We start from the raw sequence: 18,033 nt of genomic DNA, 5'->3' as shown, positions 1-18,033 counted from the left end.
TATTGTAATTATATCTATAAAATGGAAGTATAAAACGAAACTTAGTTTCACTAAATGAAACTCGGTAGGGGGAGGAATAACATGAACTTTCATTTCAACGGCATTGATCATGTTCAGCTGGCTGCTCCTGAAGGCTGCGAGAAAGAAGCTAGAGATTTTTTTAATCAAATTCTGGGATGGACAGAAATTCCAAAGCCTGCACTGCTGCAAAAACGCGGCGGTGTGTGGTTTCAATGCGGGGAGCATCAGGTTCATATCGGTGTGCAACATGATTTTGTACCCGCTTCCAAAGCCCATCCGGCCTTTCATGTACAGAAGCTGGAGCAGTTACGCGAACACCTGCACAAGCACGGTATCCAAGTTGTAGATGATGAAGCAAGAGCAGATGAGGGAGTAAGGCGTTTCTATTTAAATGATCCCTTTGGGAATCGGCTGGAGTTTCTGGAATTTATTGCAGTATAAACGGTAGCATTAACCGAACGGCACAGAGCAAGCTTTAGTTCCAATGCCGATGCCGATGCCGATGCCGATGCTAATGATTGTTCCAGTGCTAGCGCCAAAGTGAACACTAATGCCAACGCTATGCATACTGTGCCAACGTAGCGCTGATGCTAAAGTTATAACAGCAAAAAACAGGGCGATCCCTTAACGGGAATCGTACTGTTTTGTCTCATCGAATCGCCACAAGTGTCGGTCAGCCTGCACTAAAATCAATGATGGTGATGCGCATGTGCATCAGGTGCGTCACCTTTGACGGTGCAGAGGACGGAAGTGTCGTGAAGATGCTTTTCAGACTCAACCTGCAACGTGACGTGTTTGATCTCTTTGTGTTCCAGCAGATGTTCGATCTTCTGTACAAGCAACTCTGACGCATATACATCCATCGTTCCATCCACTACGATATGGGCGGTCAGTGCGTTCAGGTTGCTGGTGATCGACCAGACGTGAACATCGTGTACACCTTTGACGCCATCCACCTGTTGAATCGTCTGAACCAAATCGTTCACATCGACGTTTGCGGGTGTGCCTTCCATGAGAATGTGTAGCGAGGATTTGGTGACATAATATCCACTGCGTAATACCAGCACCGCAACAATGACACTTGCGAGCGGATCTGCCCAGCCCCAGCCGAAGAACATCATCAGCAGAGCAGCAGCAATCGCGCCGATAGACCCCAACATGTCACTGATTACGTGCAGATAAGCCCCGCGCATGTTCAGGTTGCCCTCGGTATCGCTGCCACGCATCATAATCCAGGCAACGAGAATGTTCACGAGCAATCCGATCGTACTGATAATCAGCATACCCATGGTTGCCACTTCAGGCGGGTGGATAAAGCGGCCAATTGCTTCGTAGAAAATGTAAAGCGCAATGGCAATTAACGTAATACCGTTAAGGGTGGCTGCCAGAATTTCAAAGCGTCTGTAACCGTAGGTTTTTCCCGTATTGACGGCTTTGGCTCCATATGTAAATGCCAGCAGAGCAATCCCGAGTGCAATGGAGTCGGAGAGCATATGACCCGCATCGGAGATGAGTGCAAGACTGTTCGTAATGAATCCCCCGAAGGCTTCTACGATCATGTAGAAGGTAATGATAATGAAGGAAAAGAGCAGTACTTTTTTATTATTCGTGCCGTGCGCGTGATTGTGTCCATGATCGTGGGTATGATTGTGCCCATGTTGTTGTCCTGACATTGTAATCCTCTCCTTTGGAACGATCCTCTGTTATGTATGTTGCGTGATCATATAGCGTTACGTGTTACTTGTGGATGTGTTGCTGATCATTTTTGTAATACGGTTCACTCCTGTTTATATGAACATATGAGCAATTACTCATATTTTGTAAACTTATTATAATTCGGCCTCATAGTAGTGTCAACCAGATTTGCGAAAATATAAACATGCATCCACACAGACAGATGTACTGTCAACTGCACCACTTAACAGTACTGGCTAATGGATTCGTTTTTGTGCTACCATCGGGGCAGGATCACTATAGAAGGGCGGACTACGAGATGAAACATCTGCTGCTAGCAGACGATGATGCGAATATTCGTGCGCTGTTGCGCCATGTAATGACGAAGGAGGGATACCGGGTACATGAAGCACAGGATGGTGTGGAGGCAGTCAAAATGATACAGGAGACACCCATCGATCTTGCGATCCTGGATGTGATGATGCCAGGCATGGACGGACTTGAACTGTGTGATTACATACGTCAGCATTACGACATTCCTATTATATTGCTGACCGCAAGGGATCAGCTGGCAGACAAGAAAGAAGGATATTTACGGGGCACGGATGAGTATGTGACCAAGCCGTTTGAACCTGAGGAACTGGTGTACAGGGTCAAAGCGTTGTTTCGCCGATATCACCGAACTTCCAGCGATATCATTCGCATGAACCGGATCGTGATTGACCGCAACAATGTGGAAGTAAGCGATGGACAGTCGATTCTTTTTTTACCGATGAAAGAGTTTGAACTACTGTCTCAGCTTGCGCAGTTTCCGGGGCGCCTGTTCTCGCGTGATGAATTGATTCGTCTTGTCTGGGGGGCGGATTATGAAGGGGACGACCGAACGGTCGACGTACATATCAAGCGGTTGCGTGACCGCTTTGCGGATTATACCGATGATTTTGTGATTCAGACGGTGCGGGGCATTGGATACAAAATCGAGGTGAAATCGCATTGAGATCGTTATACGTTCGCATACTTCTCATTACGGTGGCGGTGATTATCGTCAGTAGTTTGCTCGGATTCTTTTTCTCCAACATCTACTATCACGCTAAACTCAAAGACTTTAATGATGAGAAGTTGGTTGGTATCGCCATGGACATGAAAAAGTTTGCCGAAGAGCAGCCTGAGCCGAGTACGGTTCAGCGATATCTTCACAATGCAGCGGCATTAGGATACGAAATCTATGTCACCGATGGTCAAGGCGATGATCAGTTTTACGGCCGTGAATTCCGCGAAAAGGAGTTGGACAAGCAGGCTGTTCGTCTGGTTCTAGGCGGCGATGTGTATCATGGCGTGGCCGAGTTTCCGAGCCAACCGTTTATTACCGGATTTTTTGACAACCAATTAAGCAATACGGTGGGGGTTCCACTACAGGTGGGCGAGGTTCGTTACGCCATGTTCATGCGTCCCGATGTTATTTTGCAATTTGGAGAACTGCGGATTTTCTTTGCGCTCATTGGGGCATTGACGGTGGGTATCAGTGTCCTGATTTTCCTGTTTAGTACGCGTTATCTGGTCAATCCGATTGAACGGCTGTCCGAAGCGACAAAACGTATTGCGCAAGGCAATTATAATCTGAAATTAAATACAGCAAGGCGTGACGAGATCGGGCAACTCGCCCAGCATTTTATGACGATGAGCCGTGAATTGGAACGGGTGGACCAGGCCCGGCAACAGTTCGTGTCCAACGTATCCCATGAGATTCAGTCACCTTTAACCTCCATTCAGGGATTTGCGCAATTGGTAGCGGATCGGGAATTACCGGAGCAAGAACGGGCGCATTACGCATCCATTATTGAAAAAGAAAGCCGGCATCTCTCGTTGCTCAGTAAACAATTATTACTCCTGTCTTCCTTGGAACAGGGTCATGAAGATATGACGCAAACCCAAGCTACCTTCGCGCTAAGAAGCCAATTCCGTCAGGCGGTTCAAGTGTTGCAATGGCAATTGGAGGAGAAAGAGTTATCCCTGCGCATGTCTGTACCGGAATCCATAAAGATTACAGGCAATGAAGTGTTACTGATGCAGGTTTGGATGAACTTGCTTGGTAATGCGGTGCAACATCTGCCGAAAGGCCGCAGCATTGAGATTCGGGCAGAGCAGTTGGATAAAGCGTGTGTCGTGTATATTCAGGATACTGGAGACGGAATTGCAGCCGAACATCTGCCGTTTCTGTTTGACCGATTCTATCGGGCAGATCATGCGCGTGAACGTTCATCTGGCGGGACCGGCCTGGGCCTTGCGATTGTGCAGAAAATTATTCGTCTCCATCATGGCACCATTGAGGTGTCCAGTTCAGCTGAAGGCACGCTCTTTACCGTAACGCTTCCGCAGATGTAATGTGTTATTCATTTTCCGTTCATTTTCACCTCCTATACTTGAATTATCAAGAGGGAGGTCAGAGCATATGTACTTGGCTATACGGGAAATGAGGTTTGCAAAAGGACGATACGCATTGATTGCCACCATCATGGTGCTGGTTTTGTTTCTGGTGTTGTTTGTAACCGGACTTGCGCAGGGGCTGTCGTATGATAACGCGGCTTCGATTAAAAATATGGCAGCAACCCATTTTATACTCGAACAGGATTCGAATCATCGATTTACTCGTTCACAGGTGGGCCAGCAGGAGCTGGATGAGGCCCGTGCTGTCGTTGGACAGGATAATGCCGAGCCGCTTGGGGTTCGAATGACGACCGTCAGCCCGGCGGACGATACCAAAAAGGTCGATGTCACCCTATTCATGGTGAACCCGGGAAGCTGGCTGGCGCCAACGGTTACCGAAGGCAAAGCGATCAACGATCAGTCCGCGGGACAGGTTGTGGTCGATCAGAAGCTGGCGAAATCCGGCGTCACGATTGGCACGGTTCTGGTGGATCAAGCTTCGGGGACGGAGTGGACAGTGAGTGGTTTTGTGCAAAATGAATCGTTCAGTCACGCGCCGGTGGTGTTTATGAATGAGCAGGAATGGCTTACATTGCAAGCCGGATCACGTACTGTGCAGGCAACTTCTGCAATAGGTCGCGTAGACACCGGCACTGGCACTGGAACAAGCGCGATTGCTAAAGCGAATACTGACGCTACTGGCACTGAAAAGAGCGCTGAAGCTGTAATGGGTACATCGACTCCATCTGTTTCACCGAGCACACCAGTCTACAATGCAATCGCGGTCAAAGGTACGGATGAACAGGTAAGCAAGCTGAGTGCCGCCTTACCAAAGACAGAGATCATCACCAAATCGGATGCGGTATCCGCTATTCCAGGTTATAAGGAGGAACAGGGCTCATTATTGATGATGATTGCTTTCCTGTACGTCATCTCGGCATTTGTACTGGCGGTATTTTTCTACGTCATTACGATTCAGAAAACCAGTCAATTTGGCATTTTAAAAGCGATTGGAACACGAAACGGTTATCTCGCAGGAAGTGTGTCGCTACAGGTGTTGCTGTTGTCCATCGGTAGTCTGGTGATTAGCGTATTGCTTGTGCGGCTGTTCGAATCTGTTCTTCCAGCAACTATGCCTTTTCAATTAGGAATATCCACCCTTGCATTGACCTGTGTGTTATTCATCCTGATGTCGATGGCGGGTTCGTTGTTCTCGGTGTGGAAGGTTACCAAAATTGATGCGCTTGATGCGATTGGGAGGACGGCAGCATGAGAAACCGACTGGAATTACAAGGGATTACACAGACATTTGATGACGGTGGCAGTCAGCGCACCATTCTGGATCAGCTTGATCTACAGGTTGCAGAAGGGGAACTTGTCGCGGTGATGGGACCTTCGGGTTCTGGTAAAAGTACATTTCTGTCCATTGCAGGTGCGTTGCTCGAACCCACGGATGGGGAGGTACTACTGGATGGCTCTTCGATCATGGGCAAAAGTAAAACGGACATCTCGGATGTGCGGCTGCGCCAGCTCGGATTTATATTTCAAAGTGCGAATCTGATTCCTTACCTGAAGGTGGAGGAGCAGTTATTAGTAGTAGCGAAGCTTGCAGGTATGGACAAAAGTAAAGCCGAGCGCCGTGCAGGTGAACTGCTGGAGACGGTGGGACTGTCTCACCGGCGCAAAGCATATACTGACAAGCTGTCCGGCGGAGAACGCCAGCGCGTTGCCATTGCGCGGGCGCTGATGAATGATCCGGCTGTGCTATTGGCGGATGAACCGACGGCTAACCTCGATGCGGAGCGCGGGCTGGATATTGTAGGCACGATTGCACGGCTCGTGAAGGAGCAGGGCAAGAGTGCAGTGATGGTTACGCATGATGAGCGGATTTTGCCGCTCTGTAGCCGGGTTCTTTTTTTGGAAAAGGGAAAGCTAGTAGCACGTTAGAGGATTGTGAATTTGCTTTTCGAAGAAATAAGTTGATGAGAAATACGCTTAACGGTTAGTTTCAGTGCGATGAGAGGGTCACAGCTCCTGTGGGAGAGGTGGCCTTTTTTTTGTGTTTTCGACTATAATTGGAAGGGAATGGCGTGTACGTTGAGGTAAAGATTCAGGCTACGAATGGATGACAGTACATCATGAATTTCATTGGGAGAGGATTGGATGCGAATGAACAGCATAGATGCACAACAATTTCCGGCACTGAGCACGTCGATCCACTGGGGAATCATTGAGGCGGAGTTTAGGCTAGGCGAGCAAATAGACGAGACATTGGTGAGTAATGTGAGTATTATTCCGTTTGTCGGAGAACAGTGTGTCGTGTTTCAACTGGATAACGGACTGTGGGAACTGCCCGGAGGAACGTTGGAAGCAGGAGAGCATTACATGGACGGATTGAAACGTGAACTGATGGAAGAACTAGGCGGGGAGCTGCGTAGTTATCAGGTTTTTGGGCAATTCTACTGCACCTCCAGTTCACTTGAGCCGTATCGCCCGCATATTCCGCATCCGCATTTTGTCAGGGTGATTGGTTACGGAGATGTGGAGTTGGTTGGTGAGCCGCTTAATCCCGAGGATGGGGAGCAGGTGGTGTCGGTTGAGATCGTAGAGATCGATGAAGCCGTACGGCGCTTCCGGGATCAGAATCGGCATGATATTGCCGAGCTGTACGAACTGGCCTATGTGCTGCGACAAGCAGAAAAAGGCTGATGTAGACGCAAGGTATTGTTGCCGTTTTGAAGTATGGTTTTGTAAAGTATCGACAAACGTATCTACATAAAGGAGGTTCACCCATGATTCGGGAAGAGATTAATCGGATGCTGGATGTGTTGCCGGAAAGTGAACTTAACGTGGCATACTCACGAGTTGAAATGGTGTACCGCAAATATATGTATGAGAAAATGATCGCGGACAAGGGAGTACAAGTGACCGAGTTGTGCGAGGAATCGGAGGAGATTGTTCAGCGCTGGGATGAGGTGTTTGCCCATAACTTGGATGATGTTTCGAAAGAAACGATCTATTACAGCCAGTACAAATGGCATATGTTCAGTTACAAACAGCAGGAGTGTTTGGAAGGGGAAGCAGCACGAGCAGCCTTCGATGCCGAAGAGAAGACCGACTTATATGTGATGTATCAACATACGCCGTTTGTCCAGATCTATGAGAGCGCAAGTGCTGTCGTCGCAGCTGATTTTGATGAACAACAGGATATCTATATTTTTGACAAGGTGTTTACATGGACATATGTGCATACGCATGAATCAATATGCGGGCCGTATTTCTATAAAATCGAACAGGTATAGAGGGGAGAGAGCTCTGTTGCAGGAACTTTTTAAAGAGATGATCAAAAATGAAGTGAAACCTTTATTAGTCCGTCACGGTTATACTAAGAAGGGTCTTAACTTTCGTAAAGTAGATGGAAATCTTGTATACACATTCAACTTTCAAAAAGCAAAATATAATACCGTAAGCCTGGTTCGGTTTTATATCAATGGTATGATTCATTCCTCCGAGCTTGCGGAGCTACAGATCGTTACACCAAGTGGTGCAGTACTGGAGGAGCAGGCTCATTTTATCTGCAGAATTGACAAAATAGTTCCTGCTGCTCCAGACCGCTACTCTTTGACACCTGACACCGACCTGGTCACCTTTTCTAAAGAACTGTTCTCCCATCTGGAAAAGGCCGTTGAATACATGGAGAACATAACCAGCGCCAGGGATATTGTGGAGTATTATATGAACATAACCGCACTACATTTAAGCGAAGAAACCTTTCATTATCTACTGCAAAATGGCGATACTACGACTGTTCAGAAATATCTACAACAGCTACACGCTAAATATGGAGCCCAAAAGCGATGGACGATTTTTGAGAAGAAGTATGCCGCTATTTTTGCATCGTATGGACTCTAACACATCCTTCAGGATGAATAGTAGACCGGTTCTACTTTATATAACGTTTGTTCAATCGTTGGACATAAGTCAGCATCATACACTCCATGAAATTTGATTCTAAAATAAAGACTTTTGAGAAAGTTTTTAATGTTGTTTTTTTGCCTGAAGGCAGGCAAAAATTCGGATTCATTCTCCACCGTGCCAAAACGTTGAATCCATTGTTGAACGGACGCCTGACTAAGGATGTTTCTATCCAGAATACACATGACTGGTGTTATCATTCGTTCGTCTTCGCCATCGGAGTAGACCCGTTCGCTGATCGTCATTTTCTCGTACACCAGATCCAGCATCGTTGATAAATCAGCCTCATCTAATTCATTATATTGAGCCAAATCTTCCAACACATCAGCAGCATGAGCTACAGCGTGAGCCCAACCCTTAGTTTCATCATATCCACGGTAATCCTTTTCTTCTCGTACATTGTGAAAGACTACATCCTTAATCTGATGAATGCGCTCACTTGACAGGAAGGGCGATGCTGCGTGTCTCATGAAAAGAAGAGGGATAACCAGCATGGAAAAGGAACGTGTGAATACGGAGTCGGAATGGGTTTCCCCCAGTCCATAAAGCAGATGGTCACGATCTAAAACGGTGGTTAAAATGTGTTCTAATTTGGATGTAGTCAGAGAAAGGCCAGGAATCCAGTGAGATAGGGTGGTATAGATCAACTCATCACGCAATTGTGCGTCCACCGTACCTATGTTATGTAACATTTCTTGGATCAGGACGAAGGCGTCTGACTGTGCTTGATATTGATTTTCTCGTATGTACATCAGTTTTTCTTTTAAATTCATTTAAACACACTCCTGCAATTTAAATTTCATTCTAGTAAACTTATTATCAAACGTATTATACAATCTCTAAGGAGGAAAGCCCAAATGACAATCAATAAAGGAACACGGCGAACATGCGAGAAGGGACATACATTTCTTAAAAAGAGTGATTGTTCGACTTGTCCCAAATGTGAGGCGGAACGTAAACCGAAAGAGGGATTTATGAGTCTACTGTCTGCTCCGGTAAGACGCGCACTGGAAGCAGAAGATATTACGACATTACCAAAACTTGCTGAATATACGGAAAAAGAAATTCTGAAACTGCACGGTATAGGGCCATCGTCCATGCCTATACTGCGTAAATCGCTGGAGGAAGAGGGATTGTCCTTTAAGGTATGACTTTAATCTTTGATTTCAAGCTTTTTTGATCGTTTCCTCATTCCTCAGCTCCTTTGGAAGCTACTCTATAACAGATAACAGTTCTTCCATCGTGACTTGATACAGCAAGTCACCCTCACTCAGTAGCAGGCGATCCTGACGAAAATCCTGTCGCGCCTGTTGGAAGGGACGTTTTTTCTCGTTCAGCAATTGGAACTTCGTTCCTTTGGTGAGGCTGCCAGACTTCTGCATTTTCTTGAAAATAAATGTTCCATGCTTCCCGTACCCGGCATCAAACAGGAAGTGATATCCATCCGTACAGAAACCGGAGGAACCTGATATATTCGGATTCAGGAAGTTCACTCGAGTAGACTCCGGTTTGAATCCTCCCGAAATACAGCCAAGTGAAAAGTCACTATAATAGTAGAACCAGACTTCTTCCTCGTTCACCACATTGAGTGCATAACAATCTGCAATGTCTGCACTGTTATTTTTATAGAGCACATTCCCGTATGCATCCCAAGCGAGCAATCCACTCGCCCCAACGGGCTGATCCCAGCCATAGTTACCAAAGATACCTTCATCGAAGTAACTCGTCCAGATCGTTCCATGCTTCGTCACCTGTACACTCTGAATCCCATCCCCGAGCAAAAATTCTCGAATCGTCGTGCCTTCCATATCACATACTTTGGCGTTCAGATCAAATTGATCGTTTCCATAATAGGTGCAGCGCGCACCAACGAGCAGAAGATGTTCTTGTAAAGGCTGTACATAATGATAGTGAAATTGTTGTCCCCCGATGACAACTTCCTGGACATATTGATCCGATACAATCAGCACTTTGTACGTGTATGGCTCCTTTAGTTTGGTTTGCACGAACATACCTTTTCTTCGTTCAGGGACTTGATTGATAAGTAGTATATATGCAAGGCCATCGTGTCCCCACTGTACGGAGACGATATCGAAACCTTCGGTATAAACGGAGATATCTGCAAAAGGCAGTAACGTTAATTTTGGATCAGGCATGGCTAAATCCTCCTTATTATAAGTAATCGTAAGCAGCATCGTAGGCTGCTGTTGTTAAGTTGAATTATGACATGAGCGGACGGGACGGAACATGGTGTAAGTATAACGAACCTGATAATAGGAGGTAGAAAAAATGAGTATGCCTCATTTCTTCACTGTAGTACAATAAGGAAGTTGTGTAAATTTTTATGGGAGGAACTAAATAGTTTTCAAGTAAGAATAGGAAAGAAACGTATAGAGTATTTATACATATGGAATTGAATAGCGGCAGTTAAAACAGCATAAGAGAAGGACGTGTTAGAAGTGCAACAAGAACCTCGACAAGAACCATTTCAAGAATCAATGATAGAATACCGTCCATTGGGTGTGTCTGGACTCGGAGGCTGGCTGATCCTAATCCAGATTGGTTTGTGGTTCACATTAGTGATGCTCCTTGCACAGATTAGCCAGTCTGTTTTACCCATTTTAAACACAGAGACATGGGAGATTCTAACTTCGAAAGATTCAGGTTATTATCACCCACTTTGGGGTCCAATGATTATTTTTGAGGCGATTTACAACATATTGTTTCTATTATTCACGGTGTATGTCATCGTTGCTTTTTATCGTAAAAAAGCGATTCTTCCACGCCTGATGATTATTTTTTACAGTCTTAGCCTTACAGTAGGCATCGTGGATTCTCTGCTGCTCTCTCAGATTCCGATGGCGAGAGAACTGGCAGACGGAAGCTCGATTCGGGATATTGCAAGATCCGCCATTGCCTGTGCGATCTGGATTCCGTATTTTATCAAGTCTGAACGTGTGCAAAATACTTTTGTTCGTTAAATGATGAGACAGTGAGAGGTGACAAGAACGCCATGAAGATTTTCCTGGTTCGACACGGTGCAGACGAAGAAGGTTATCGCGGCGGTTGGAGCCAAAGGGGACTCACCGAAGCAGGTGTTATTCAAACCAGAGCTTTAGGATCGTATCTGTATGAACATAAAGAGCAATATGATATTCATACGGTGATAAGCAGCGATCTACCCCGTGCGGTGCAAACAAGCCAAGCCATTGAAGAGTCATTGGGCATTCGAGGTATACACACACCTGATTGGCGTGAGATGAACAATGGTGACATGGCGGGTATGCTCCATGCGGAAGCGGAGGAAAAGTACCCCGGGATTTATTTTAATACGCTCAAGATGGACACTGCTTTTCCGGGCGGAGAAAGTCCGACCCATTTTTATACAAGAATACAAAATGCATTCGAGAATCTTTGTGTTCAACTCGAAGAGAAGCGAATCCAATCGAATGTTTTACTGGTGACCCACGGTGGGGTGATTAATGTCCTTTATTATGTGCTCGCTAACAGGGAGTGGAGCAATACGTCCAGTTTTTATCCCATCGACAACACGAGTATTCACACGGTTCAGAACATGAAAAATGGCTGGAGCATATTGGACACGAACAGGATTCCTCATTTAAGATCGTAAAGTAACAGAACTCCAAGGCACCATGTTAAGAAAGGAAACCTGATTTGATAAAAAAAATGCTGAATATCGTGATTGGTATCTCAATTCTGGTGTATTTGTACTTTCTCTATATCATGTTGATGCATCCACCGACGGATGGTTCAGACATTGCACAATTGCAGATTAGATCAGCGTATACGGTAATCGTTATTGCTGTCGCCGGTTTTATTCGTTTGAAATTATAGAGGTGCAGGAGTTAATCATTTTTATATGGAACGTACATAATGTCATAGCGACCTTGGAATGTCTTTCGCTATAATCTTCAGGTTATCAGGACGTGGAGGTAACTGGCTGAAAGATAATCAGGGGAGGCGTATGACGATCAGAAACAAATATAAAGCACTTGAACTGGAGACCCCGGGCGTCTATGAGCTGGAAGGGCTAGAGGTTGGAGTGACTTCGAATTGCAATTATAAATGCGACTACTGCTGTGCCTACAATCGAGATGATGGGGAGTGTATCAGCGGTGCAGAAGTTATCCGAATTATTCGTGAGCTTCCACATCTCAAGCGGGTACGCCTGTCAGGCGGCGAGGTGACGCTGAAATATCAGGATTGTCTGGAGATTGTAACGTACTGTGCAGCACATGGCATCGATACACAGCTGAACACCAATGCCAGTCTGTTGACAGAGGAAAGAATCATAGCATTACGGGATGCCGGCTTGTCCAATATTCATATTTCTTTCAACTACACCGATGCGGAGTCGTATGCTGCCTACTATCGTGTGCATCCACGCATGTATGAGAGATTGGAACAAAACATCCGTCTGTGCACGGAGCTGGGTCTGGAAACGGTGCTAGAAACATTGCTGTTCAAAGGCAATCAGGAAAATATGCAGGCGATCAGCGATAAAGTCTACGGCTTAGGTGTTCGTATTCATGAGATTCAGAACAGCATCAAGATGCCACACACCGACTGGAGTCAGATTGTCTCCAAAGAGCCACTGGTTCAATCCGTCAAGGCGTTAATCGAACATAAAAATCCGGATACGACGCTCTATTTCACATGTATGGATCGGTTTGCCGAACAATTGAATCTGCGTGAACAGCCAGGTGTATATTTCTCGAACTGTGTGGATGGTACGAAACAATTACACTTGCATGGTAACGGTGACATTCTGATCTGTGAGCTGTGTCATCCGGTGGTGATTGGTAACATTTATAGTGGCACGTCGCTAAAAGATATCTATAAGCAGCAGCCCGCTGCACTAACGGATTTTCTGGAAAAGCGCCCTTGCCCGGCTTATGATGCTTTATTCACATAAATCCATTCTACTTTGAGGTCTTCTGATTTCCTTTAACGGAAACGGAGGATCTTTTTTGTATTTTAAAGATAAACTTATAGCCATCTTACCTCTTTCATTTCAGATTCATTTAAGTTACCGGTCCTAATATGGCATTAGAACGTAAATGAATCTGGAGAGGTGAATGATACATGATCAAACTCTTTGAAAAAAACAATCGGAAAGACCAACATAGCATTCCTGTTTCCCGAAAAAAACGCAGGTGGCTTACCTTTACCCTTGTGGCTGTCATTGTTATAGGTAGCATTCTGTACAGCCTGGCTGACCGATATTTGATTCGGCATGTACAGGTGGTTGTGGCTGATGATAACACGGTAGCTACTCCTGCAACGGCGAATGCTGGATCTGAGGGAACATCGAGTACAACCTCTACTACAACGAGTGCAACGGGTGTACATGCAACGTCGGATGACTGGAATTACAGCAGTGATGATCTAAAGATACAGATTCAGAAGGTGCAGACAGGCTCCGGCTCGGATCAGATTACCTATTATGTAGCTGATGTACAGGCGAAGGACGCGAGCAGTTTGCGAACTGCGCTGGCGGACAATAGCTTTGGCACCAATATCACGGAGGACACATCGGAGATTGCCGAAGCAAACAACGCGATTTTTGCGATAAACGGTGACTACTACGGATTCCGTGATGATGGTGTCATTATCCGTAATGGCGTGTTGTATCGGGACAGCCCGACAAGGGATGCGTTAGCCCTGTTCAATGACGGGACGATCAAAACGTATGACGAAAATGATATTTCCTCTGCTGAACTGCTGGCAGAAGGGGTAACCAATACGTTATCCTTTGGGCCGATTCTGGTGCAGAACGGTGAAATTACTAGTGATTTCAGTCGTGTGAAAATCGACAATAACTTTGGCAATCGCTCCATTCAGGATGCGAATCCACGAACAGCTATCGGTATGATAGCTCCAAACCACTATGTGTTCGTTGTGGTTGATGGGAGACAGGATGACAGCCGGGGCATGACGCTGGCTGAACTTGCCCAGACGATGAAAGACCTGGGCGCAACCGAGGCATATAACCTGGACGGCGGTGGTTCTTCCACCATGTATTTTATGGGCAGGGTAGTCAACAATCCTTTGGGACGTAACCAGGAGCGTGGCGTAAGTGACATTCTGTATCTGACGGAGGCACAATAATATGACAATCCTTATTCCATCCTATGAACCTGACGTTCGTTTATTGAATCTGGTTATGCAGTTACAGACATTTAAGCTTGGGCCTATTGTGATCGTAGATGATGGCAGCGGGGCTGAATACCGTGGAATTTTCGAGACAGCTGAGGCGTACGGTTGTACAGTGCTGACACATGAGGTCAATCGGGGCAAAGGGCGGGCGCTGAAGACAGGTTTTCAGTATATAAGAGAGCATGGCCCCCAAGGCGGAGTCGTGTGTGCAGATAGTGACGGGCAGCATCTGCCGCATGATATTCGCAGTATCTATGAGACACTGCTTGCGCAGACAAGCCCTGGCATTGTATTAGGAAGTCGTCGCTTTACAGGTAAGGTGCCTGTCCGTAGTCGTTTCGGTAACCGTGTTACCCGTACTGTGTTTGCGCTGACAACAGGCACTAAGGTGAATGATACACAGACGGGACTTCGTGGTTTTCCATATGCGATGCTGGACTGGCTGTGCCAAATTCCCGGAGAACGGTTTGAGTATGAGATGAACATGCTGCTAACCGCACATAAGGAAGATTATGAAATTACAGAAGAATTTATTGATACGGTCTATCTGGACCACAATGAATCCTCCCATTTCCGTCCTTTGGCAGACTCGTTTCGTATCTACATGCCCATTCTGATGTTCAGTACATCTTCTGTCTTATCTGCTCTGATTGATTTTGGATTATTATTTATCATGCAGTATTTCACACATAATCTGTTTCTGTCGGTGGTTGCCGCAAGGCTTTGCAGTTCCATGTTCAATTACACTGTGAACCGCAAATATGTTTTCTCCGCAGGTGGGAGTTCCAAGATTCAGCAGTCGTTACCGAAATATTTCTCGCTTGTGGTGCTTGTGCTATTACTAAACTACGGTTTGTTATATTTGTATAATGAACAACTGATCATTCCGCTACTGGCAGCTAAAATTCTGACGGAAATCTCAATCTTTGCGTTCAGCTACTGGGCACAGCGAAGATTTGTATTTTAATTAGCCTAAGGATCGTGCGCATCCGTTTTAGTTCTCAATTGTGGCACCTTGCTCAATGACAAGCGTGTTCAGCAACATGGAAAAGTAATATAAAGAGTGAGCCAACGAGCTCGCTCTTTTTCAATTGAAGCGGTTTCCAAAATATTGGATTATAGGGTACGATGGACATAGGGCTTAACGTGAATGAACCTATGGCAGGAGGTAGATCATGTATCTTCGAAGTGTTGAATTAATGTCAGACAAGATCGAGCAACCTGGGGAATATCCCTTCAGTATCCCGTCGATTCATTCCATGGGGCGACTGGAGTTTAGCAATAACGTTACGTTTTTTGTTGGTGAAAATGGATCTGGAAAATCAACATTGCTGGAAGGCATCGCGCATCAATGTGAATTTAATACCGCCGGAGGCGGGCGGAATAACGTGTTTGAAACACATGCATCTGAGTCCTCACTAGGAGACTATCTAAGACTGGCCTGGTTGCCTAAAATGGCAAACGGTTTCTTCTTGCGATCGGAATCGTTCTATCAATTTGCATCCCATGTCGATGAGATGCCGGAATCTCTTCGATATTATGGCGGACGTTCATTGCATAAGCAATCCCATGGCGAGTCTTTTCTTAACTTGTTCATCAACCGTTTCAGTTCAAAGGGGATTTATCTGCTTGACGAGCCAGAGGCCGCTTTGTCTCCAGCGCGGCAGCTCTCGTTGCTACGAATTATTCATGACTTGTCGAGTACTTCGCAATTTATCATTGCGACACATTCGCCCATTCTGCTCGGGTATCCGGGGGCCAATATTCTAAGTTTTGACGACGGACATATTCACGAGATTAGGTATGAGGATACAGATCATTATCAGATTACTCGCAGCTTTCTGGAGAATCGGGATCGAATGCTGCATGAATTGTTTAGGGATGATTAACTGGATAACGACAAGCAGAAATACGAATTAAACCATTGGATATTAGAAGGAGAGATCGGATGAAAACAGGATTGTTAATTGTGGATATGCAAGAGAGCATTGTGCGTCAAAAGATGGATCAGAAGGCTATAGACCATGCCTGCGAATATATCAATCATGTCGCGAACGTACTTCGCTCCAATGACCATGTGGTCGTGCATATTCAAGATGTGGAAGGCATGGAGGGAGCAGAACCCGAGCAATATCAGGTCATTTCAGAGATTGATGTGGATGGGGAAGATATTACGATCACCAAAGAGAGTTCCAATGCATTCTGGCAAACCAATCTGGAGCAGACGCTCAAAGATTTAGGCGTTGAACTGCTCATCGTATCCGGTTTTGCCGCAGAAGAGTGTGTCCTGTTCACATACAATGGTGCCATGGAGCGCGGATTCAGACCCGTGATGCTCCAGAACGGTGTTCTTAGCACATATTCAGATGCCGTAGCTTCAGCCTACAGGGATCGCAACGTAATCTCGTACCCGGTGGTTGATTACTTGATTGGATCGCGGATGTCATAAACGGAGGTTACTGTTCATCAAAATGCTGATTTTATTCTCGAAGGGGGAAAAGCAGGATGGATGGATACTACATTGCTTTATTAATCGTACTTTCTTGCACGGGGCTGATCTGGACGGTCAAAGGCATTAAAAAAAGGCTGCGTCTGATGGTGTTTTTCGGTGTCATTCTGATGCTGGCACCTATACTAATCATTATGGGCTGGATGACATGGTTACCGCTTGTCAGCTCCGTTGCACTTGTTGCTTCTTTGTTTGTGCGGAAAGAGGCAAGGAGACAGCATGAGTGACCCTGTTACTGGGAGGAAGTCATAATGCCAAATCATCAATTTGTTGTTGAAGATCAAACCGTTCTCAAAGAAAACTTGATGGATGCTTACTCTTGGGACTCTGATGGAAAGGTATATAAACGTGGACTTGGGGTAGTAGAGCAGGCTGTGTTTGAGGATGAATTTATATCTTACATCCATGATACTCTTCGTTGGTTAGACACATGGAATCCGAGTACTGATACAAGACATACAGGACTGAATGTACATGGGATAACCGTTATTGTTGGGCAGGATATCCTGTTGAAGCTTGAGCAAATTATACGATCATGGAATGAGTTACTTAGCCTTGCTCCTGACCCAATTGTTCTTACAGGGAATTATTGCATCGATGTAACGACGGGGAAGAGATGCGATGAGAAGCTTGTGTATGACAAAACCGATTTAATAGATCAATTGAGCAAGCTTGCTGTCATGACAAAGTATGCTGCAGAGACCGGACGTTGTATTATACATTTTGGCGTATAACGATCTGTTGAAAGAGGGGAACAATGACTAGACGTATTATCGTAACAGGCGGCGCTATTATTCGAGACCATGCAGGGAAAATTTTGCTTCAACGAAGATCGGATTACGGAGATTGGGGATTACCTGGGGGCGGTATGGAAGCGGGTGAACAGATCGAAGAGACGATGATCAGGGAAGTGAAAGAGGAAACGGGCTTGGAGGTAATTTCTTACGAATTGGCCGCGATATACACGGGTGAAAAAATGAACTATACATATCCTGACGGGAATGAAGTCGTTTTTGTCATGTTTTTGTTTAATGTTACTGCAGAGTTGGCTGGACGCATGGCCGCGGATCATAGAACGCTTTTGTTTGAAGATGAACAAAGAGAATCGCTGCAGCTTGTGTTTCATCAGCTGGATGAGATCGATTTGTCAGTCATCAACAAGGTTCAGCAACCTGTATTTATCGACCTGATGAAAGGTGAAGCTACGCTGCTTCGTCATTGAAATCATAACATCTCTGGATAAAAGGAGG

At 45.6% G+C, this 18,033-nt stretch carries 23 protein-coding genes; 20 read left to right on the top strand and 3 right to left on the bottom strand.

What is annotated here, in order from left to right; genetic code table 11:
- The first annotated feature begins 81 nt into the window (after window positions 1–81).
- Entirely contained in the window at window positions 82–462 is a 381-nt protein-coding gene (locus tag J2T16_RS21795) for a VOC family protein (protein WP_499019238.1), read from the top strand.
- 248 nt (window positions 463–710) lie between these two features.
- On the opposite strand, the gene J2T16_RS21790 is transcribed toward J2T16_RS21795, so the two are convergent.
- The gene (locus tag J2T16_RS21790) at window positions 711–1,694 is read right to left on the bottom strand and encodes a cation diffusion facilitator family transporter (protein WP_221786988.1); all 984 of its coding nucleotides are present in this window, start codon (window positions 1,692–1,694) and stop codon (window positions 711–713) included.
- A 320-nt stretch (window positions 1,695–2,014) separates the two neighbouring features.
- Between J2T16_RS21790 and J2T16_RS21785 the strand changes: the two genes are divergently transcribed.
- From J2T16_RS21785 to J2T16_RS21755, 7 genes are all read left to right on the top strand, one after another.
- Window positions 2,015–2,692 (top strand): response regulator transcription factor, encoded by a 678-nt coding sequence (locus J2T16_RS21785; protein WP_336122120.1) that lies wholly within the window; start codon window positions 2,015–2,017, stop codon window positions 2,690–2,692.
- Window positions 2,689–4,077, top strand: coding sequence for a sensor histidine kinase (locus J2T16_RS21780; RefSeq protein ID WP_499019236.1), 1,389 nt, complete (start codon window positions 2,689–2,691; stop codon window positions 4,075–4,077). Before J2T16_RS21785 ends, J2T16_RS21780 begins: the two co-directional genes overlap by 4 nt.
- Before the next feature lie 67 nt (window positions 4,078–4,144).
- A complete protein-coding gene (locus J2T16_RS21775) occupies window positions 4,145–5,392 on the top strand; it encodes an ABC transporter permease (protein ID WP_336122122.1) in 1,248 nt (415 codons plus the stop codon).
- Window positions 5,389–6,066 (top strand): ABC transporter ATP-binding protein, encoded by a 678-nt coding sequence (locus J2T16_RS21770; RefSeq protein ID WP_499019234.1) that lies wholly within the window; start codon window positions 5,389–5,391, stop codon window positions 6,064–6,066. Before J2T16_RS21775 ends, J2T16_RS21770 begins: the two co-directional genes overlap by 4 nt.
- Before the next feature lie 216 nt (window positions 6,067–6,282).
- Window positions 6,283–6,828, top strand: coding sequence for an NUDIX hydrolase (locus J2T16_RS21765; protein ID WP_154958352.1), 546 nt, complete (start codon window positions 6,283–6,285; stop codon window positions 6,826–6,828).
- Window positions 6,829–6,911: 83 nt separating this feature from the next.
- Entirely contained in the window at window positions 6,912–7,421 is a 510-nt protein-coding gene (locus J2T16_RS21760; protein WP_154958351.1) for a DUF4275 family protein, read from the top strand.
- Window positions 7,422–7,458: 37 nt separating this feature from the next.
- The gene (locus J2T16_RS21755) at window positions 7,459–8,031 is read left to right on the top strand and encodes a DUF4304 domain-containing protein (protein ID WP_336122124.1); all 573 of its coding nucleotides are present in this window, start codon (window positions 7,459–7,461) and stop codon (window positions 8,029–8,031) included.
- Between the two features lie 8 nt (window positions 8,032–8,039).
- Here J2T16_RS21755 and J2T16_RS21750 read toward each other — a convergent pair whose 3' ends face one another.
- Complete coding sequence (locus J2T16_RS21750) at window positions 8,040–8,867, bottom strand: DUF2785 domain-containing protein (protein ID WP_336122125.1); 828 nt, start codon at window positions 8,865–8,867, stop codon at window positions 8,040–8,042.
- Window positions 8,868–8,951: 84 nt separating this feature from the next.
- On the opposite strand from J2T16_RS21750, the gene J2T16_RS21745 reads away from it, so the two are divergent.
- On the top strand, window positions 8,952–9,245 hold the full coding sequence (locus J2T16_RS21745) for an RNA polymerase alpha subunit C-terminal domain-containing protein (protein WP_154958348.1): 294 nt from the start codon (window positions 8,952–8,954) through the stop codon (window positions 9,243–9,245).
- Window positions 9,246–9,305: 60 nt separating this feature from the next.
- Here J2T16_RS21745 and J2T16_RS21740 read toward each other — a convergent pair whose 3' ends face one another.
- Window positions 9,306–10,250 (bottom strand): YxiH-YxzG fusion protein, encoded by a 945-nt coding sequence (locus J2T16_RS21740; protein ID WP_154982921.1) that lies wholly within the window; start codon window positions 10,248–10,250, stop codon window positions 9,306–9,308.
- A 294-nt stretch (window positions 10,251–10,544) separates the two neighbouring features.
- Between J2T16_RS21740 and J2T16_RS21735 the strand changes: the two genes are divergently transcribed.
- The 11 genes from J2T16_RS21735 (at window position 10,545) to J2T16_RS21685 (ending at window position 18,005) form a co-directional block, all read left to right on the top strand.
- The gene (locus J2T16_RS21735) at window positions 10,545–11,075 is read left to right on the top strand and encodes a DUF2569 domain-containing protein (RefSeq protein ID WP_499019233.1); all 531 of its coding nucleotides are present in this window, start codon (window positions 10,545–10,547) and stop codon (window positions 11,073–11,075) included.
- Window positions 11,076–11,107: 32 nt separating this feature from the next.
- Window positions 11,108–11,725, top strand: coding sequence for a histidine phosphatase family protein (locus tag J2T16_RS21730; protein WP_221786963.1), 618 nt, complete (start codon window positions 11,108–11,110; stop codon window positions 11,723–11,725).
- A 56-nt stretch (window positions 11,726–11,781) separates the two neighbouring features.
- A complete protein-coding gene (locus J2T16_RS21725) occupies window positions 11,782–11,949 on the top strand; it encodes a hypothetical protein (RefSeq protein WP_186812210.1) in 168 nt (55 codons plus the stop codon).
- A 130-nt stretch (window positions 11,950–12,079) separates the two neighbouring features.
- A complete protein-coding gene (locus J2T16_RS21720; RefSeq protein ID WP_499019232.1) occupies window positions 12,080–13,030 on the top strand; it encodes a radical SAM protein in 951 nt (316 codons plus the stop codon).
- Window positions 13,031–13,200: 170 nt separating this feature from the next.
- Window positions 13,201–14,226, top strand: coding sequence for a phosphodiester glycosidase family protein (locus tag J2T16_RS21715; RefSeq protein WP_499019231.1), 1,026 nt, complete (start codon window positions 13,201–13,203; stop codon window positions 14,224–14,226).
- Window position 14,227: 1 nt separating this feature from the next.
- Window positions 14,228–15,241, top strand: coding sequence for a GtrA family protein (locus tag J2T16_RS21710; protein WP_499019230.1), 1,014 nt, complete (start codon window positions 14,228–14,230; stop codon window positions 15,239–15,241).
- A 208-nt stretch (window positions 15,242–15,449) separates the two neighbouring features.
- Entirely contained in the window at window positions 15,450–16,163 is a 714-nt protein-coding gene (locus tag J2T16_RS21705) for an AAA family ATPase (RefSeq protein WP_336122129.1), read from the top strand.
- A 59-nt stretch (window positions 16,164–16,222) separates the two neighbouring features.
- A complete protein-coding gene (locus tag J2T16_RS21700) occupies window positions 16,223–16,723 on the top strand; it encodes a cysteine hydrolase family protein (RefSeq protein ID WP_308722163.1) in 501 nt (166 codons plus the stop codon).
- A 56-nt stretch (window positions 16,724–16,779) separates the two neighbouring features.
- Complete coding sequence (locus J2T16_RS21695; protein WP_221786958.1) at window positions 16,780–17,010, top strand: hypothetical protein; 231 nt, start codon at window positions 16,780–16,782, stop codon at window positions 17,008–17,010.
- A 24-nt stretch (window positions 17,011–17,034) separates the two neighbouring features.
- Complete coding sequence (locus J2T16_RS21690) at window positions 17,035–17,517, top strand: hypothetical protein (RefSeq protein ID WP_154887076.1); 483 nt, start codon at window positions 17,035–17,037, stop codon at window positions 17,515–17,517.
- A gap of 23 nt (window positions 17,518–17,540) precedes the next feature.
- Window positions 17,541–18,005, top strand: a complete 465-nt coding sequence (locus J2T16_RS21685) for an NUDIX domain-containing protein (RefSeq protein ID WP_336122131.1) — start codon at window positions 17,541–17,543, stop codon at window positions 18,003–18,005.
- Window positions 18,006–18,033 lie beyond the last annotated feature (28 nt).

The sequence above is a fragment of the Paenibacillus intestini genome, from assembly GCF_030803945.1.
GTDB lineage: Bacteria > Bacillota > Bacilli > Paenibacillales > Paenibacillaceae > Paenibacillus > Paenibacillus polysaccharolyticus.
Note: the sequence above shows the minus strand (reverse complement) of the source record. Positions and strands in the feature narration are given on the sequence as shown.

Coding starts and splice junctions, on each gene's coding strand:
- J2T16_RS21745 (WP_154958348.1), top strand. CDS start 8,952: ATGACAATCAATAAAGGAACACGGCGAACATGCGAGAAGGGACATACA.
- J2T16_RS21765 (WP_154958352.1), top strand. CDS start 6,283: ATGCGAATGAACAGCATAGATGCACAACAATTTCCGGCACTGAGCACG.
- J2T16_RS21705 (WP_336122129.1), top strand. CDS start 15,450: ATGTATCTTCGAAGTGTTGAATTAATGTCAGACAAGATCGAGCAACCT.
- J2T16_RS21750 (WP_336122125.1), bottom strand. CDS start 8,867: ATGAATTTAAAAGAAAAACTGATGTACATACGAGAAAATCAATATCAA.
- J2T16_RS21715 (WP_499019231.1), top strand. CDS start 13,201: ATGATCAAACTCTTTGAAAAAAACAATCGGAAAGACCAACATAGCATT.
- J2T16_RS21760 (WP_154958351.1), top strand. CDS start 6,912: ATGATTCGGGAAGAGATTAATCGGATGCTGGATGTGTTGCCGGAAAGT.
- J2T16_RS21730 (WP_221786963.1), top strand. CDS start 11,108: ATGAAGATTTTCCTGGTTCGACACGGTGCAGACGAAGAAGGTTATCGC.
- J2T16_RS21740 (WP_154982921.1), bottom strand. CDS start 10,250: ATGCCTGATCCAAAATTAACGTTACTGCCTTTTGCAGATATCTCCGTT.
- J2T16_RS21710 (WP_499019230.1), top strand. CDS start 14,228: ATGACAATCCTTATTCCATCCTATGAACCTGACGTTCGTTTATTGAAT.
- J2T16_RS21770 (WP_499019234.1), top strand. CDS start 5,389: ATGAGAAACCGACTGGAATTACAAGGGATTACACAGACATTTGATGAC.
- J2T16_RS21785 (WP_336122120.1), top strand. CDS start 2,015: ATGAAACATCTGCTGCTAGCAGACGATGATGCGAATATTCGTGCGCTG.
- J2T16_RS21695 (WP_221786958.1), top strand. CDS start 16,780: ATGGATGGATACTACATTGCTTTATTAATCGTACTTTCTTGCACGGGG.
- J2T16_RS21775 (WP_336122122.1), top strand. CDS start 4,145: ATGTACTTGGCTATACGGGAAATGAGGTTTGCAAAAGGACGATACGCA.
- J2T16_RS21720 (WP_499019232.1), top strand. CDS start 12,080: ATGACGATCAGAAACAAATATAAAGCACTTGAACTGGAGACCCCGGGC.
- J2T16_RS21755 (WP_336122124.1), top strand. CDS start 7,459: ATGATCAAAAATGAAGTGAAACCTTTATTAGTCCGTCACGGTTATACT.
- J2T16_RS21725 (WP_186812210.1), top strand. CDS start 11,782: ATGCTGAATATCGTGATTGGTATCTCAATTCTGGTGTATTTGTACTTT.
- J2T16_RS21790 (WP_221786988.1), bottom strand. CDS start 1,694: ATGTCAGGACAACAACATGGGCACAATCATACCCACGATCATGGACAC.
- J2T16_RS21685 (WP_336122131.1), top strand. CDS start 17,541: ATGACTAGACGTATTATCGTAACAGGCGGCGCTATTATTCGAGACCAT.
- J2T16_RS21795 (WP_499019238.1), top strand. CDS start 82: ATGAACTTTCATTTCAACGGCATTGATCATGTTCAGCTGGCTGCTCCT.
- J2T16_RS21700 (WP_308722163.1), top strand. CDS start 16,223: ATGAAAACAGGATTGTTAATTGTGGATATGCAAGAGAGCATTGTGCGT.
- J2T16_RS21690 (WP_154887076.1), top strand. CDS start 17,035: ATGCCAAATCATCAATTTGTTGTTGAAGATCAAACCGTTCTCAAAGAA.